This window comes from Actinomadura rifamycini DSM 43936 (assembly GCF_000425065.1).
GTDB classification, from domain to species: domain Bacteria; phylum Actinomycetota; class Actinomycetes; order Streptosporangiales; family Streptosporangiaceae; genus Spirillospora; species Spirillospora rifamycini.
In genome coordinates, this window is sequence record NZ_AULB01000019.1 from 34,376 (window position 1) to 50,446 (window position 16,071).

Annotated in this window: 12 protein-coding genes and 1 pseudogene; 10 read left to right on the plus strand and 3 right to left on the minus strand. The window is 75.8% G+C overall.

Annotated elements, in window-relative coordinates; translation table 11 throughout:
• The first annotated feature begins 12 nt into the window (after positions 1-12).
• The 3 genes from H505_RS42885 to H505_RS42895 all read left to right on the plus strand — a co-directional run bounded on the left by H505_RS42885 (position 13) and on the right by H505_RS42895 (position 3,186).
• The gene (locus H505_RS42885; protein ID WP_051300873.1) at positions 13-726 is read left to right on the plus strand and encodes a Wzz/FepE/Etk N-terminal domain-containing protein; all 714 of its coding nucleotides are present in this window, start codon (positions 13-15) and stop codon (positions 724-726) included.
• Positions 726-1,862, plus strand: a complete 1,137-nt coding sequence (locus tag H505_RS42890; RefSeq protein ID WP_051300874.1) for a GNAT family N-acetyltransferase — start codon at positions 726-728, stop codon at positions 1,860-1,862. Before H505_RS42885 ends, H505_RS42890 begins: the two co-directional genes overlap by 1 nt.
• Before the next feature lie 112 nt (positions 1,863-1,974).
• Positions 1,975-3,186 (plus strand): glycosyltransferase, encoded by a 1,212-nt coding sequence (locus H505_RS42895; protein ID WP_169528845.1) that lies wholly within the window; start codon positions 1,975-1,977, stop codon positions 3,184-3,186.
• A gap of 284 nt (positions 3,187-3,470) precedes the next feature.
• Here H505_RS42895 and H505_RS52730 read toward each other — a convergent pair.
• A pseudogene (locus H505_RS52730) lies at positions 3,471-4,208 on the minus strand (glycoside hydrolase family 26 protein); the annotation flags it as partial.
• Between the two features lie 117 nt (positions 4,209-4,325).
• On the opposite strand from H505_RS52730, the gene H505_RS42905 reads away from it, so the two are divergent.
• Both H505_RS42905 and H505_RS42910 read left to right on the plus strand, forming a co-directional pair.
• On the plus strand, positions 4,326-5,588 hold the full coding sequence (locus tag H505_RS42905; RefSeq protein WP_064743669.1) for a carboxylate--amine ligase: 1,263 nt from the start codon (positions 4,326-4,328) through the stop codon (positions 5,586-5,588).
• A gap of 28 nt (positions 5,589-5,616) precedes the next feature.
• Positions 5,617-6,822, plus strand: coding sequence for an NAD(P)-binding domain-containing protein (locus H505_RS42910; protein ID WP_064743670.1), 1,206 nt, complete (start codon positions 5,617-5,619; stop codon positions 6,820-6,822).
• A 565-nt stretch (positions 6,823-7,387) separates the two neighbouring features.
• Here the strand turns inward: H505_RS42910 and H505_RS0118975 are convergent.
• Positions 7,388-7,606, minus strand: coding sequence for a hypothetical protein (locus tag H505_RS0118975; RefSeq protein WP_026403242.1), 219 nt, complete (start codon positions 7,604-7,606; stop codon positions 7,388-7,390).
• A gap of 319 nt (positions 7,607-7,925) precedes the next feature.
• On the opposite strand from H505_RS0118975, the gene H505_RS0118980 reads away from it, so the two are divergent.
• The 3 genes from H505_RS0118980 to H505_RS47825 all read left to right on the plus strand — a co-directional run bounded on the left by H505_RS0118980 (position 7,926) and on the right by H505_RS47825 (position 11,305).
• Positions 7,926-8,891: a hypothetical protein gene (locus tag H505_RS0118980; RefSeq protein WP_026403243.1), complete on the plus strand. Its 966-nt coding sequence runs from the start codon at positions 7,926-7,928 to the stop codon at positions 8,889-8,891.
• A 252-nt stretch (positions 8,892-9,143) separates the two neighbouring features.
• Positions 9,144-10,433: a chaplin gene (locus H505_RS0118985; RefSeq protein WP_026403244.1), complete on the plus strand. Its 1,290-nt coding sequence runs from the start codon at positions 9,144-9,146 to the stop codon at positions 10,431-10,433.
• Between the two features lie 203 nt (positions 10,434-10,636).
• Positions 10,637-11,305 carry a class E sortase gene (locus H505_RS47825; protein WP_051300876.1) on the plus strand — a complete coding sequence of 223 codons (669 nt, stop codon included), beginning with the start codon at positions 10,637-10,639 and terminating at the stop codon, positions 11,303-11,305.
• A gap of 50 nt (positions 11,306-11,355) precedes the next feature.
• Here the strand turns inward: H505_RS47825 and H505_RS42920 are convergent, their stop codons facing one another.
• Positions 11,356-12,429 carry a matrixin family metalloprotease gene (locus H505_RS42920; RefSeq protein ID WP_157433055.1) on the minus strand — a complete coding sequence of 358 codons (1,074 nt, stop codon included), beginning with the start codon at positions 12,427-12,429 and terminating at the stop codon, positions 11,356-11,358.
• A 463-nt stretch (positions 12,430-12,892) separates the two neighbouring features.
• Here H505_RS42920 and H505_RS0119000 point away from each other — a divergent pair, with 463 nt between their 5' ends.
• Together H505_RS0119000 and H505_RS0119005 are read left to right on the plus strand one after the other, a co-directional pair.
• Positions 12,893-13,906: a DUF2382 domain-containing protein gene (locus H505_RS0119000; RefSeq protein WP_026403245.1), complete on the plus strand. Its 1,014-nt coding sequence runs from the start codon at positions 12,893-12,895 to the stop codon at positions 13,904-13,906.
• A gap of 217 nt (positions 13,907-14,123) precedes the next feature.
• A complete protein-coding gene (locus H505_RS0119005) occupies positions 14,124-16,043 on the plus strand; it encodes a glycoside hydrolase family 3 protein (protein ID WP_026403246.1) in 1,920 nt (639 codons plus the stop codon).
• The last annotated feature ends 28 nt before the right edge of the window (positions 16,044-16,071 follow it).

Below are 16,071 nucleotides of genomic sequence, written 5' to 3' on the forward strand. Positions count from 1 at the left end.
AAGGGGCATGTCATGTCGAAAGGTGATGGAGTCGAGCAGCCGGCCCGCCGCACCGGCACGCCGGCCGCGCTCGTCCGGGGCGTCCGGCGCCGCGCCGCCGCGCTGCTGCGCCGGTACGCGGTGCCCATCGCGTTCGGGCTCGTCGGCCTGCTCGGCGGCGCCGCCTACACGCTGTTCACCCCGCCGACCTACACCGCGACCGCGTTCGTCCTGGTCGTCGAGGACGGCGACCGGCAGACCGGCGGCGGCGCGGTCGGCTTCGCGCAGGCGTACGGGCGGCTCGCCCCGCTGCCCGAGACCCTCGCCTGGTCGCGGCGGCCGCTGCCGAAGGCGCCGCCGGGCGAGGTGCACGAGCACATCCAGGCGTCCACCTCGCCCGACACGCCGCTCGTCAAGCTCACCGGCCGCGCCGCCACCGCGCGGGACGCCGCCGCGTTCGCGAACTCCGCCGCCGACGCGCTCGTCCGGTACGGCCGGGCGCACAGCGCCGACACCGGCGTGCGCGTCGCGCTGATGGGCGTCGCGCAGCCGCCGGACGCGCCGACGTCGCCGAACCCGCCGCTGAACATCGCCGTCGGGACCGCGTCCGGGACGCTGCTCGCCGGGCTCGCCGCCGCCGCCCTGAGCGGCTCGAACCGCCGCCGCGGCCGGTCCGGCGCCGCCCCCGCCCGCCGCCGCGTCCCCGAGGTCCCCGCGCCCGCCGCCGAACCGGTGGAGGTCCGCTGATGCGGGCGCCCGGCCCGGTCCGGCGGCTCGGCGCGGCCGTCCCCGCGCCGCGCGGCCCCGAGGCGCCCGGCTGGACCGCCGAGGTCCGCCGCGACGACGCCGCGCTGCCCGCCCTCGCCGCCGACCTCCGCGACCTGTACCGGCGCTGCCCCGCCGCGACCCCGTTCCAGGCGTACGAGTGGATCCGGCCCTGGTGGGACGAGTACGGGACGCCCGGACGGCTGCGCCTCGCGACCGTCCGGCGCGGCGGCCGCCTCGTCGCCGCGGCCCCGCTCGCGCTCGTCCGGCGCGCCGGGCTGCCGGTGCTCGTCCCGCTCGCCGCGCCGCAGAGCGACGTCACCGACCTCCTGCTCGACCCCGCGCACGCCGACGCCGCCGCCCCGCGCCTCGCCCGCGCCCTGCTCGCCGACCCCGGCTGGGCCGCGCTCGACCTGCCCGAGGTCCGCCCCGGCGCCGCCGCGCACCGGCTCGCCCGGCACTGGCCCGGCCGCACCTGGCGGACGCCGTCCTCGGTGTGCCTCGACCTTCCCGACGCCGACGTGTCCGGCGTCCTCGCCCGCCTGCCCGGCCGCGCCGCCGGCAAGACCCGCGCCCGGCTCCGCAGGATCGACCGCCGCGGCATCACCGTGCGCCCGGCCCCGCCCGACGAGGTGCCGACGGCCGTCCGCGAGCTGCTCGACCTGCACGTCCGGCAGTGGCGGGGCCGCCCGCTCAACCCCGAGCACACCCGCGACCGGTTCCGCCGCCACCTCGCCGCCGCCGCGCAGGGCCTCGCCCGCGACGGCGGCGCCGCCGTCCTGCGCTACCACTGGGACGGCCGCCTCGTCGCCGCCGACCTCGTCCTGCTCGGCCACGGCTTCGCGGGCGCCTACCTCTACGGCGCCGCCCCCGACCTCCGCGACCACGTCGACGTCGGCCTCATGCTGCTCCGCGAGGACCTCGCCGTCGCGGACGGCCGCGGCCTCAGCCTCCTGCGCGGCCGCGAACCCTACAAGCTCAAATGGCGCCCCGACCCGGTGCGGCACGAGCGCCTCGTCTTCGCCCGGACCCGCACGGCCCCCGCCTACGCGGCCCTGACCCGAGCCCGCGCCGCCCTGGCCGCCCGCCGCCACCCCGCCCCACCCCACCATGCCTGACCACGTCCCCCCCACCACCCGCACCCCCCACCCCTCACCAACCGCCCCGGCCGCCGAACACGACGGCTTGCCGTGGGGCGGGGGGTCCTTCGGGGGCGGGTCGGGGGTTCGGGTGCTGCATGTCAGCCAGCCGACGTCGGGCGGGGTGGCGGTGTACGTGGGGGCGGCGGCCGCGGACCAGCGGCGGCGCGGGTGGGAGGTGGCGGTCGCGTGCCCACCGGACGGCGACCTGCCGGGGCGCTGCGCGGCGGCCGGGGTGCCGTGGTTCAACTGGGACGCGGGGCGCGCGCCCGGGGCGGCGGCGGTGCGGGAAGCGATGGCGCTGCGGCGGCTCGTGGCCGGGTTCCGGCCCGACGTCGTGCACCTGCACTCGTCCAAGGCGGGCCTCGCCGGACGGCTGCTGCCCGGGCCGCGCCGGACGCCGGTGATCTTCCAGCCGCACGGGTGGTCGTGGCTCGCGGCGACCGGACGGCAGCGCGCGCTCAGCCTCGCGTGGGAGCGGCTCGCGGCGCGCCGCGCGGACGCGCTGGTGTGCGTCGGCGCGGGCGAGCTGGGGGAGGGCGTGCAGGCGGGGGTGCGCGGCGCGTACCGGCTCGTCCGCAACGGCGTCGACCGGACCCGGTTCGCGTTCGCGTCGGACGCCGGGCGGGCGGCGGCGCGGGCGCGGCTCGGGATCCCCGCGGCGGTCCCGCTCGCGGTGTGCGTCGGGCGACTCACCCGGCAGAAGGGGCAGGACGTGCTGGTCGCGGCGTGGCCGGACGTCCTGGCGCGGTGCCCGGACGCGCGGCTCGCGATCGTCGGGGACGGCGAGGACCTCGACGGGCTGCGCGCGACGGCCGCCGGGAACGTCCGGTTCGTCCCGGCGGTGGCGGATCCCCGGGACTGGTTCGCCGCCGCCGACGTCGTGGCGCTGCCGTCCCGCTGGGAGGGGCTGCCGCTGACCGCGCTGGAGGCGATGGCCACCGGGCGGCCCATCATCGGCACGAGCGTCCCGGGCCTCACCGAGATCGTCCGGCCCGGGACGGGGGCGCTGGTGCCGCCGGACGAGCCCGCGCCGCTCGCCGCGGAGCTCGCGACGCGGCTGCTCGTCCCCGGCATCGCCGAGAAGGAGGGCCGGGAGGCGGCGGAGGTCGCGGCCGACTACGACCTGGCCGGCACGCTCGACGCGCTCGCCGCCGTCACGCGCGCCGTCGCCGGGGCCGTCCCGGAACCGGACGGACGGGGCGCCGCGGGCGGCGTCGGCGCGGGCGAGCCGGGGGCGGACGGGGACGGGGCGGGGTTCGGCTTCGCGGGCGCGGGGACGCCGCCGAACAGCTCCCGGTAGGCGCGGGCCGAGCGCGGGTTGTCCGGGCACCTCCACACGCCGTGCGGGCAGTAGTCGGTGATCGTCTGGTAGGCGACGTCGTGCGCCATGATCCAGCTGTGCATTCCCCGGATGTATTCGGGATTGTCGGAATTGCGGAACAGGCCCCATTCGGCGAACGAGAGGGGCTTTCCACGGGCCCGCGCGAACTCGGCCTGGTCGCGCAGCCCGTACGGTTCGTTCACGTAATGGTCGAATGTCGTCCCGTGCGGCTGGTCGTAGCTGTCGGAGCCGATGATGTCGACGACGTCGTCGCCCGGATAGCACTTCGGCCACGGAATCGCGTCGCGCCCTCGGCTCGGCGTGAAATCGAACCGGAAGTTCGTGTCCGGAACGGCCCGCATCGTCTTCACGATGCTCCGCCAGTACGCCTTCCACGCGTCCGGGTCCGGGGCGCACCGGCCGGTGTAGCTGGTGCCGTTCATCTCCCAGCCGAGGACGATCACGGCGTCCCCGGCGCCGGCGGCGGCGAGCCGCTTCGCGAGCGTCCGGTAGTGCCGGTCGAACCGGCCCTTCGCCCCGTGGCGGAGGAGCATCGACATGACCGGGGACGGCATCCACTCCTCGTTCGCCGCCATCATCGGCACGTTCAGCACCAGCATGCGGCGGGGATCGGCGTTCGCCCAGCGGGCCCACGGCCCGATGATCCCCGCCGGGCCCTCGACGGCCACCCAGCCGTCGCCCGGCAGGTAGGTGCGGCCGACGGTCACGGCCGAGCCGAGCCAGTCGGCGAAGTGCGGGACGCGCGCGACGCCCTCCTCGCCCGAGCCGAGGAACGCCCCCAGCGGAACGTATTTCTCCTTTGTCTCGGACGACTGCGCCCGCGGAAATGTCGGAAGCGCCGGGAAAACCGCGGTCGACGCGTTCAGCGCGATGAGCGTCACCGTGGTGGTTAGCGCGACGGAGAGCGGGCAGAACGGTATAGGTCGTTTACGTGATCGCCGCGACGGCCGTCCGGATGAATGGATATCCGTTGCTCGCATGCGTATCCTTATGCCCGGTCGAATACAACCCGAACAAAACGGCAAAGTGTTCGATGGCAAATTTTACTCAGCGACAAGGAAGGCCGCCGTGCGCCGCGACCCGCAGGAACGGGCCCGTTGAACGGGACGCCCGCCGAACCCGGTGCGCCCGACCCGAGCGGGGCCCGGCCCGACCTCGACCCCGCCCTCCCGGTCCTGCTGCTGCGCACCGACCACAACCACTTCCACCACGGCACCCTCGGCGCGATCCGCTCCCTCGGACGCGCCGGGGTGCGGGTCCACGCGATCCTGGAGAGCCGCCGCAACCCGGTGGCCCGCTCCCGCTACCTGCACCGCGGCCACCCATGGGCGCCGCCCGCGCAGCGCCCGTCCGCGCTCCTCGGCCACCTGCGCATGATCGGCGAACGGATCCCCGGCGGCCCCGCGCTGCTCCTCCCGGTCGACGACGCCGGCGCGATCTTCGCCGCCGAGTACGCCGACGCGCTCGCCCCCCGCTTCGTCGTCCCGCCGCAGGACCCGGACGTCCCGCGCCGCGTCGCCGACAAGGCCCGCCTCCTCGCCGCCTGCGAAGAGCACGGCATCCCCGCCCCGGAGTCCCGCGTCCCCGCCGCGCGCGGCGAGGTCGACGACGCCGTCAAGGCGCTCGGCCTGCCGATCATCGCGAAGTGGGCGCGGCCCTGGCTGCTCCCGCGCGGGCTGCGCAGCACCACGCTCGCCCCCACCGCCGACGACGTCCACCGGCTGTTCGCCACGGGCGCCGACCACGACGCGGGCCCGCTCGTCCTGCAGCGCCGCATCCCGCCCGACGGCGGCGACTGGTTCTTCCAGGGCTACTTCGACGCCGCCCGCACCTGCCGGTACGGCGGCGTCGGCCGCAAGCACCTCGCGCACCCGCCGCAGGCCGGGCACACCGTCGCCGGCGAGTGGGTCGACAACCCCGAGGTCCGCGACCTCGCCGTCCGCGCCGCCGGGCTGCTCGGCTGCCGCGGCCTCGTCGACCTCGACTTCCGCCGCGACCCCGCCACCGGCGACTACCGCCTCCTCGACTTCAACCCCCGCCTCGGCGCCCAGTTCCGGCTGTTCACCGACGCGCGGGGCCTCGACCTCGCCCGCGCCCTGCACCTCGACCAGTCCGGCCGCGCCGTCCCGGCCGCCCGGCCGGTCATCGGGCGCACCCTGCTGGTGGAGAACCACTACCTCCGGCAGGCGATCGGCCGGCGGCCGCGCACGGGGGCCCTCCGCCCGCTGCGCTCCGCCGACGAACTCGCCTGGTACGCGGGCGACGACCTGCGGCCCTTCCTCGCGATGGGCCGGCAGAGCGCGCTGCGCGCGGCCGAACGGTTCCGCGACGCGCACCGGGACCGTCCGTCCCGACCCTGATCCGCATCTACACACGGGGGAATTGCACATGAGCGACTCGGCCATCGACGTCGTGATCGTCGGCGCCGGGCCCTACGGGCTGTCGACCGCCGCGCACCTGCAGAACATCGGCCTGGACGTCCGCGTCATCGGCACGCCGATGCAGTTCTGGGACGTCGGCATGCCGCCCGGCATGTACCTGAAGTCCGAGCCGTTCGCCTCCAGCCTCGGCGCGCCGCAGCCCGGCATGGCCTTCACCGACCGCAACCCCGGGTGGCGCATCGGCCAGCCGATCCCCTTGGAGACGTTCGTCGCCTACGGCCGCTGGTTCGCGTCCGTGTGCGCGCCCGGCACGACCCCCGGCGAGGTCGTGAACGTCGACCGCGGCGGCCCCGGGTACATCGTCACCCTCGCCGACGGCGAGGAGATCCCCACCCGGACGGTCGTCGTCGCCGTCGGCGTCGGCCCCTTCGCGCACGTCCCCGAGGAACTCACCGGCATGCCGTCGTGGCTCGTCTCGCACAGCACCGACCACAACGACCTCGGGCTCTTCCGCGGCAAGGACGTCGCCGTCGTCGGCGCCGGCCAGTCCGCGCTCGAGACCGCCGTCCTGCTCGCCGACATCGGCGCCCGCCCGCACGTCCTCGCCCGCCGCGTCCGGCTCGACTGGAACCCGCGCCCGAACGAGCGCCGCTCCCTGCCGGAGAAGCTGCGCGGCGGCCCCCGCTCCGGCCTCGGCAGCGGCTACCGCACCTGGCTGTGGGCCGAACGGCCCGGCCTCGTCCGGCACCTGCCGGAGGCGACGCGGCAGCGGCTCGTCCGCTGCGACGAGCGCATCCGCGTCACCACCGGCGTCCACCTGCTGAAGGCGATCGAGCAGGACGACGGCATCGCCGTCACCACCACCGACCGGCACGGCCGCCGCGACGTCGCCGAGGTCGAGCACGTCATCTGCGCCACCGGCTTCGCGCCGGACCTCGCGCGCCTCACCCTGCTCTCGTCCGACCTGCGCGCGCGCGTCAAGTCCCGCCTCGGCTCGCCCGTGCTGTCCCGCGACTTCGAGTCGTCCGTGCCGGGCCTCTACTTCGCGGGCCTCGCCGCCGCCGCGACGTTCGGACCGGTCATGCGGTTCGTGCACGGCTCGGGCTTCGCCGCGCGCCGCATCTCCGGACACATCATCCGCACCACCCCGCGCGGCCGCACACCGCTCCGCCGCCCCGGCACCGTCCCCGGCCCCGACGCCCTCCGCACCTGACGGCCCCGGGCCACAACGACACCCCACCCACACGACCGCCCGCCCGCACCGGGGCCGGGTGCTCACGCTCGGCGAGGTGCCGCACCTGGCGGCCTGCCGCGCCTGGCGGCGTCCCGCATCTGATGGTGCCTGTGCCCGACGGGGCCGGCCCGTGCCGGACGGGTTCCGCACCCGACGGTTCCCGGGCGTGGGCGGGCCAGGGGGGGCGGAGCACCCGAGTGAGGGCGCGGCGGCATTGGGCGTTCGGTGGACGGGGGGGGCGCGGGCGGCCGGGCTGGTTCGGCGCCCGGCTCCTCGGCGGGCGGGTGCTCGCCGCGTCGGGCGGCCGCTGGCGCGGGCGGCGCGGGTGGGGCGAGCGCCCTTGGCGGTCAACCTGCCAGGCCGGGGTCCGCCAGGCCGGGGTCCGGCAGGCCGGGGGTCCGGCAGGCCAGGGCCCGCCTGGCCGGGGTGCGCCTGGCCGGGGGCTCGCCAGGCCGGGGGCCGCCTGTCCTAAGGCAGCGCGGCGGGCTCGGGGCGGTGGGCTCGGGGCGGCAGGGGTAGGCGGGGTGGGCTCGGGGTGGCGGGGTTAGGGGTGGCGGGTGGCGCGGCGCCATTGCCAGCGGGCGTAGAGCGTCCATGCGGACGGGCGGGTGCGGGGGGCCGCGACGAGCTGTGCCTCGGGCACCCGGCGGACGGTGCGGCGGCGCGGGCGGGGAGCCGGGGTGCTCGGGAGGCTCGGCACGTCCGGGCGGGCCGCCCGTGCGGCGGCGTCCGCGGGCTCGGCGCGGGGTGCGGGGTCGGTCATCGGGGACTCCTCGCCGGGACGGCCGGGTCCGCCGAATCTAACGCACCCCGATACCGGTCGGCATACATGTCCCGGAGAACGAGTTTCGACATATCCCCCAGAATCGGACGAATAGCGGAGTAATGGCGCGCCGGCCTCCGGGGAGGTCCCGGGCGGGAAAAGGCGGACGCGCGGCCTCCGGGATTCACCGAGAGACACGCACGACGTAAATCGAAATCGTCCCGTGATCGCGCGCGGGAAAGTGCTACGGTCGTTCTCGACCGATCAGGAACCGGTCCCGAACGGGGGCCGGGATCGCGGGCGAAGGGGGCATCCGGACGTGGACGCGGCATCGATCCGGCGCGAGGCCGACGGCCTCCGCGGGCGGCATGTCTGCGTCCTGCGCTCGGTCGCCCGGCTGCTCGCGGTCGCCGGATTCGCGTTCGCGGGCTGGCTCGCGCTGGCGGCGCTCAACGACGCCGCGATGGCCGACGACGGGACGCCGCGCAGCGGCGCCCCGCGCGACCTGGCCGGTCCGCTCGCCGTCCCGGACGGCCCCGGCCGGAGCACCGGCCCCGCCGCCGGACCGGCCGCGCGGCCCGAGCCCGGCCTGGCCACGCTGCGGCACTTCAAGGTGCAGCGCGACTGGTCGCCCCGGGAGACGGCCGAGGTCGTCGCCGACGACGTGCACGAGGTGGGCGAGCGTCCGGTGGGCTACCTGCGCGACCGCGGGAGCGACCTCGCCCGCGACAAGGACACCGCCGTCCGCGCCGTGCGCGACCTCGGGACCGCCGCCGGCGTCCCGGACGTGCGGCTCCGCGGCGACGCGAACACCGGACGGCCCGTCCTCACCGGGCTCGTGCGGGGAGTGGCCGACACCGTGCCGGCACCCGCCGGTGACGCGTCCGCCGCGCCCGGCGCCGCGCCCGGCGCCGCGGCCGAGGGCCCCGAGCCGGAGGCCGCCGGGCAGCCCGCGTTCGCGGGCGAACCCGTCCACGTGGGCGACGGCAAGATCGTTCCCGCGCCGTTCGCCGACGCCGTCAAGGCCGACGACCTGCCCGAGCCCGACGGCTGCACCGCATGCCGGGGCGGGCACGGCCCGGCCGACACGCCGCCCGTGCTGCCCGGCCAGGACGGCAACCAGCGGGGCGGCTCCGCCCCCGGCGGGCACCCGTTCGCGCCGTTCGCCGACCTCGCCGCCGCGGTCGACCCGGCCGCGCCCCTCGGCATGGACCTGCGCGCCTTCCGCCGCACGTCCCTGACCGACATCGCCGCGCCGGGCGGCCCGGCGGTCGTCCCCGACTAGCGGTTCCCCGCCCCGGCCGCCGCACCCCCGGGTGCGTCCCGCCGCAGGGCCTCCGCGGCCGTTCCCGGCCGCCCGAGAGTTCACCTTCCTCACCGCGTTTCCGCATGGCGCCCGGCTCACCGGGCCGGGCGGGATCCGCGATTCCGAAATGAGCATCGGCCTCGTCCGGCCGTTGCGCGCTGCGCACATCCGGAAGATGTCGTGCAGCCGATCCACCGATTCATCGATCGCAGAAAAGACAGGAGCAAACAAATGCGCAACTGGGCCAAGAACACCAGCCGCGCCGCGCTCGTCGCCGCGGGCGCGGTCGCCGTCGGCGCGAGCTTCGGCGCCACCGGGGCGGTCGCCCACGCCGACATGCGGACGGCCGGGAACTTCTCCATCCTCGGCGGCAACCAGGTCCACCTGCCGGTCTCCATCCCGGTCGACGTCAGCGGCAACTCCGTCGCGGTCCTCGGCGCGTCGGAGGCGTTCTCCGAGGGCGGCGCCGAGGTCGAGTTCGACGACAAGCGCCACGGCGGGCACGGCGCCGGCGACATGAAGACCTCCGGGAACTTCTCCATCGGCGGCGGGAACCAGGTGAACGCGCCGATCAGCATCCCGATCAACGTGTGCGGCAACTCCGTCGCCGCCATCGGGATCTCCCAGGCGTACTGCAAGGGCGGCGCCGAGGTCGAGTTCGAGAACGGGAAGGGCCACGGCAAGGGCCACGGCAAGGGGCACGGGAAGGGCCACGGCAAGGGCCACGGCAAGGGGCACGGCAAGGGGCACGGTGACGGCTACCGCGCCTCGTCCGCGGACCGCTGGGACGGCGGGTACCGGCACGGCGGCGGCAAGGACGCCGACATGAAGACCTCCGGGAACTTCTCCATCCTCGGCGGCAACCAGGTGAAGGCGCCGATCTCGGCGCCGATCAACGTCTGCGGCAACTCCGTCGCCGTCATCGGGATCTCCCAGGCGTACTGCAAGGGCGGCGCCGAGGTCGAGCGGTCGGGCGGCACGCCGGACATGAAGACCTCGGGCAACTTCTCCATCCTGGGCGGCAACCAGGTGTACCTGCCGATCTCGGCGCCGATCAACGTGTGCGGCAACTCCGTCGCGGTGCTGGGGCTGTCGAAGGCGTCCTGCAAGGGCGGCGCGTCCGTCGGCGACGGCGGCGACCACGACCTGCCGCCGACCCTGCGCAAGGGCAGCACCGCGCGCGAGGGCGGCGCCGCCGGGGCCGCGCCGGGGCCGGACCAGCTCACCGGCCAGCTCACCTCCACGCTGGAGTCGGTCGCCAAGGGCACCGTGACCCGGGCCGGGAAGCCGGTCAAGCCGGTCGCGCAGCCGGTCGCGCAGCCGGTGCGGCCGGTCGCGAACCAGCGCGCCGCCAAGCCGGCCAAGCGGAGCCGCGTGGGCGACACCGTGCGGAACCTCGTCGGCACCCTGAAGCGGACGGCGCCGGTGTCCGAGGTCACCGACCTGACCGTGAACGAGGCCGGCCCGCGCCTGCCGCTGAACGAGCTGCCCGTCGAGGTCAACACGCCGGCGAAGAACTGAGCGGGACCCGTGTGACCGGGTCCGGAACGGACGGGACGGCGCGGTGCGGCTCCGCGCCCGACGGTCCCGGAACGACCCGGAGCTGAACGATCGCGACGATCGATCGATCGGACGGAGGGGACGGCAGACGTGCCGTCCCCTCCGTGCCGTCACCGGACGCGGCGGCCGCGCCGCCGTCCGTCCAGCGAGAGGAACGAGACGACATGTCCGTGCGCAAGCTGATCCCCGCGGCCGTCCCGGTGGCGGCCGCCCTCGCCGTGTCCGCCGCCGGTGCCCCGGCCGCGCGGGCGTCCGCGGGCCCCGCCGGCGCCGGCCCGGCCGCGGCCGTCTCGTCGGTGACGTCCGTGCTCGAACTCGACCCCGGCCGCGCCGCGCCCGCCCGTCCGGGGGCCCCCGGCGCGGCGGGCGCGGCGGCGGAGCCCGGGACGGCGCCGGACGGACGCGCCCGCCCCGGCGAGCAGATCGGGAGCATCGCCATCGACCGCATCTCGGTTAAGGCGAAAGTCCTTGAGGGCGTGTCGGAGCGCGTCCTGCAGTACGGCGTGGGGCACTACCCGGGGACGGCGCGTCCGGGCGAGCAGGGCAACACCGTCCTGCTCGGGCACCGGACGACCCACCTGCACCCGTTCCTCGACCTCGACAAGCTGAAGACCGGCGACGCGATCAAGCTGCGCGCGGGCGGCCGGACGTACACCTACCGGGTGCGGGACAAGCGCATCACGATGCCCGACGACCGCGACGCGCTCGAGCCCGTCCCGTACCGGCCGTGGAGCCCGCCGGACGGCGCGTACGTCACGCTGATCACCTGCCACCCGAAGGGGACGGACGAGCGCCGCCTCATCGTCGTCGGACGGCTCGCGCCCCGGGGCTGACGGGCGCGGCGCCGCCCGGCGGCGTCCGTCCGTCCGTCCGGCGGGCGGGCTCAGCGGGCGCCGTAGAGCGCGATCAGCCCGTCGTAGTCGCCCTTGCCGAGCGTGGACGGCCCGTTGTCGCACGGGCCGAGGCGCGGCGCCATCGTGAGGTTCGAGCCGCCGGCGCCCGAGACGTGCGAGAGGCCGAGCACGTGCCCGGTCTCGTGCGTCGCGACCGCCGTCGTGGAGAACGCGCCCTGCGGGCAGGAGCCCGCGCCCGTCCACCAGCGGCGGCCCTGCGTCTGGAGGGCCATGTCCGTCTCGACGGTGGTCGGCCCGGAGGACCAGGAGCACGTCGCGGCGAGCACGTTGCCCTCGGCGGCGGCCATGGCGAGCCAGCCGAACGTGTTGACGCCGTCGCGCCGCCCGCAGGCCGCCGCGCTCGTCAGGTTCGGCGGCTGCGCGGACGCCCCGAGGTACCGCGCGGACACGTTCGGCAGCGGGTTGAACTGCCCGTCGCTGCGGCAGTCGGTGTGCGCGTTGACGGCGTTGGAGACGCCCCTCGCGACGGTGGTGCTCGCCCGTCCGGTGCCGCCCGCGTGGTACCGCCACTGGACGGTCGTGCCCTTCGGCCACTTGCTCGGCTGCGTGCGGTACCGGCCGTCCGTGCAGGCGTCCTGCGGGGCGCGGGCGCCGCGGGGGCGGCCCTGCGGGGCCCGCATGCCGCCGGTGCGGATGACGATCCGGTTCGTCCGGTCGTCGAACTGGATCCGCAGTTCGGCGGCGCCGTCGGTGCGCAGCCAGTGCGCGGCGACCGAGGTGCCGTCCCGGGGGACGGTCGCGCTGAGCCCGCCGGCGCCGGTCACCACGCGCCCGCGCAGGTCGCACTCGGCGATGTCGATGGTGGTCGGCAGCATCCGGGCGGCGAGCGGGCCCTTCCCGGCGCACCACGGCGGCGCGGCGTCGGCGGTCGCGGACGCCGTGCCCGGCAGGCCCGCGGCGGCGACGGCGGCGGCCGACAGCGCCGCCGCGACCAGTGCGGCGCGCGGGCGGCGGGCCGCGGGGCCGGTGCCGGTGCGCTCCGCGCTCCGGCCGATCGTCGGCATCGCCCGTCGCCGCCGGGGTGCGGGTGGGAAGTCGTCCATAGCTGATCTCCGATGTGTCGCAGGCGTCCTCGCGCCCCGATCACCGGGCGCTTCCGTCGACAATGTTGCGCAACACGGGAAAAAGGAAACTGCGGATTCATAAAATGATCTCCATGCCGGGATTTTTCGCCATCAGTTAATGGCTGTTCGTCGCTTTTGTGTGATTCATTCTCGGTGACGCTGCGTAGATCGCCGGGCGTCCGCGCCGTGGGGCCGCAGGTAAGAATCTGGTAGATAGTCACCGAGAGTTACGTCAACGGGTTTACCGGCGTCCCATGCGGTTACCCCCGAGGTGAAATCCGGCAACTCGGGATCAATCACAACGAAGGGCACCGGAGTCCGGCGCCGGCGCCCGACTTCGGAATCGCCGCGGCCGAGGGACGCAAGCCGGGCGCGCCGCCGCACCGGCAGGGGCCGTCCGCCCCGCCGGCCGGACGCGGTCGCGGAAGCGGAGGTGTTCAACGTGCAGACGCAGACACAGGTGCGGGAGCTCATGGGAATGAGCGTCTCCGACACCAACGGGACCAAGGTCGGCACGATCAAGCAGGTCTACCTCAACGACGACTCCGGCGCCCCGGAGTGGATCACCGTCCACACCGGCTGGTTCGGGATGCGGGAGAGCTTCGTCCCGCTGACGGGCTCCCACAAGGAAGCCGACATGCTCCAGGTCCCCTACGACAAGGAGACCATCAAGGGCGCCCCCAACGTCGACGCCGACGAGCACCTGTCGCACGCGCAGATCGTCGACCTGTACCGGCACTACGGCGTCCGGCCCCCGGCCGGCGGCCGCACCGGCGAGCAGGCCCCGGCGGGCGGCACCGGCCGCACCGACACCCCCGCCGAGGGCCGGACGGCCGAGGGGCGCGCCGCCCCGGCCGGACCGTCCGGGACGACCGGCGCCGCGGGCGCCGCCGGGACCGCGGGGGCCGCGGGCATGGCCGTCCGCCCCGACCGGGCGAAGCGCGGCGAGCAGGCCGGCCGGACCGCGCCCGACGCGGCCGCCGGACGCACGATGCCCGAGCAGCGCACCCGCACGGAGGCCGAGCCGGGCGCCGAGGGCGGGCTCACGGAGATCGTCCGGTGCGAGGAGCAGATCCACGTCGGCACCGAGCGGCACGAGGCCGGACGGGTCCGGGTCCGCAAGTGGATCGAGACCGAGACGGTCGAGCGCACGGTGCCGTGCACGCACGACGAGATCAAGATCGACCGCGAGCCGATCACCGGCGCGCAGCCGGGCACCCGCGTGACGATCACCGAGGACGACAAGGAGATCGTCCTCTACGAGGAGCGGCCCGTCGTGACGAAGGAGGCCGTGCCGGTCGAGCGGGTGCGGGTGCGCACCGAGCAGGTGCAGGACGAGCAGACCGTCCGCAGCGAGCTGCGCAAGGAGCGCGTCGAGGTGACCCGCGAGGGCGAGGCCGGCCGGTCCCGCGACACCGCGGGCGGGCGGCGCACCGGCGGCGGCCGGAAGAGCTGACCGGGCCCGGGACGGCGGCGGCCGACTCCGGCCACGCCGTCCCGCGCTCCGCACGCGCCTCCCTCCTTGACAGGTGATCTCCGTCGGGGGACCTTCGCGGTGACGCAGAGCCGGTGAGGGGTGCACGGCCGTCCGGGCGAGCCGTGCCCCCCGGACGCCGGCCGCGCGGTCCGCCCGGGCCGCGCGGCGTCGCGGAAGCGACCCACGGAGGGACGACGTGCGACACCCCCTCGGACCCGCCACCCGGATCGGGCGGATCATGCTGGCGCTGGCGGTCACCGCCGCCGTGCCGTCCGCCATCGCGGCACCGCCCGTGCTGGCGCAGGAACGGCCCGCCCCCTATCTGAACCCGCGCCTGCCCGTCGAGAAACGCGTCGACGACCTGCTCGGCCGGATGACCCTCGCGGAGAAGGCCGGCCAGATGACGCAGGCCGAACGGGGCGCCGTCGCCGGCGACCCCGAGATGATCACCCGGCTGGGCCTCGGCTCCGTCCTGTCGGGCGGCGGCTCCACCCCCGCCTCGAACACCCCCGAAGGCTGGGCCGACATGGTCGACGGCTTCCAGGCCCGCGCCCTCGACACCCGGTTGAAGATCCCGCTGCTGTACGGGGTCGACTCGGTGCACGGCCACAACAACCTCGTCGGCGCCACCGTCTTCCCCCACAACATCGGCCTCGGCGCGACCCGCGACCCCCGCCTCGTCCGGCGGGCCGCCGCGATCACCGCCGAGGAGACCCGCGCGACCGGCCCGCAGTGGACGTTCGCCCCGTGCGTCTGCGTGACCCGGGACGTCCGGTGGGGGCGCACGTACGAGAGCTTCGGCGAGGACCCCGCGCTCGCCACCCGCATGGCCGCCGCCGTCGAGGGCTACCAGGGGCGCCGCCCGTCCCGCGACCTCGACGACCCCGACCACGTCCTCGCCACCGTGAAGCACTACGCGGGCGACGGCGACACGCGGTTCGGCTCGTCCACCACCGGCACCTACACGATCGACCAGGGCGTCACGGTCACCGACCGGAAGGCGTTCTGGAAGACGAACCTGGTCCCGTACGTCCAGGCGATCAAGAAGCACGACGTCGGCAGCGTCATGCCGTCCTTCTCCAGCGTCGACTGGACCGAGGACGGCGTCGGGAACCCGCTGAAGATGCACGCGCACAAGGAGCTCCTCACCGGCGTCCTCAAGGGCCGGCTCGGCTTCGAGGGGTTCCTGATCAGCGACTGGGAGGCGATCCACCAGATCCCGGGCGACTTCCCGACGCAGGTCCGCACGGCCGTCAACGCGGGCGTCGACATGTTCATGGAGCCCAACAGCGCCCCGCTGTTCGTGGAGACGCTGATCGCCGAGGTCGAGGCGGGCCGCGTCCCGGTGTCCCGCATCGACGACGCCGTGGGCCGCATCCTCACCGCGAAGTTCGAGCTCGGACTGTTCGAACGCCCGTACACCGACCGCTCGAACGCGTCCCGCATCGGCTCCCGCGAGCACCGCGCCGTCGCCCGCGAGGCCGTCGCGAAGTCGCAGGTGCTGCTGAAGAACGACGGCCGGGCGCTGCCCCTCGACCGCCGCGACGCCATCTACGTCGCCGGGGTGAACGCCGACGACATCGGCAACCAGGCGGGCGGCTGGACCGTCACCTGGCAGGGGCGGTCCGGCGACATCATCCCCGGCACCACCGTCCTCGAGGGCATCGAGCAGTACGCCGACGACGTCACCTACAGCGCCGACGCGTCCGCCCCCGTGGACGGCTCCGACGTCGGCGTGGTCGTGGTCGGTGAGACGCCGTACGCCGAGGGCGTCGGCGACGTCGGCAACGGTCACACGCTGAACCTCTCGGCCGCCGACCGGGCGAACGTCGAGAAGGTCTGCGCCGCCGTCGGCACCTGCGTCGTCCTGGACGTCGCGGGCCGCCCGCAGATCGTCACCGACCTCCTCCCGAAGATGGACGCGTTCGTCATGTCCTGGCTGCCCGGCAGCGAGGGCGGCGGCGTCGCCGACGTCCTGTTCGGCCGCCGCCCCTTCACCGGCAAGCTCCCCGTCTCCTGGCCCCGCAGCGAAGCCCAGGAGCCCGTCAACATCGGCGACCGCGGCTACGACCCCCTGTTCCGCTACGGACACGGCCTCCGCACCCGAACCCGCTGACCCGCGCCCGGGGCCGGTCGTCCACCGG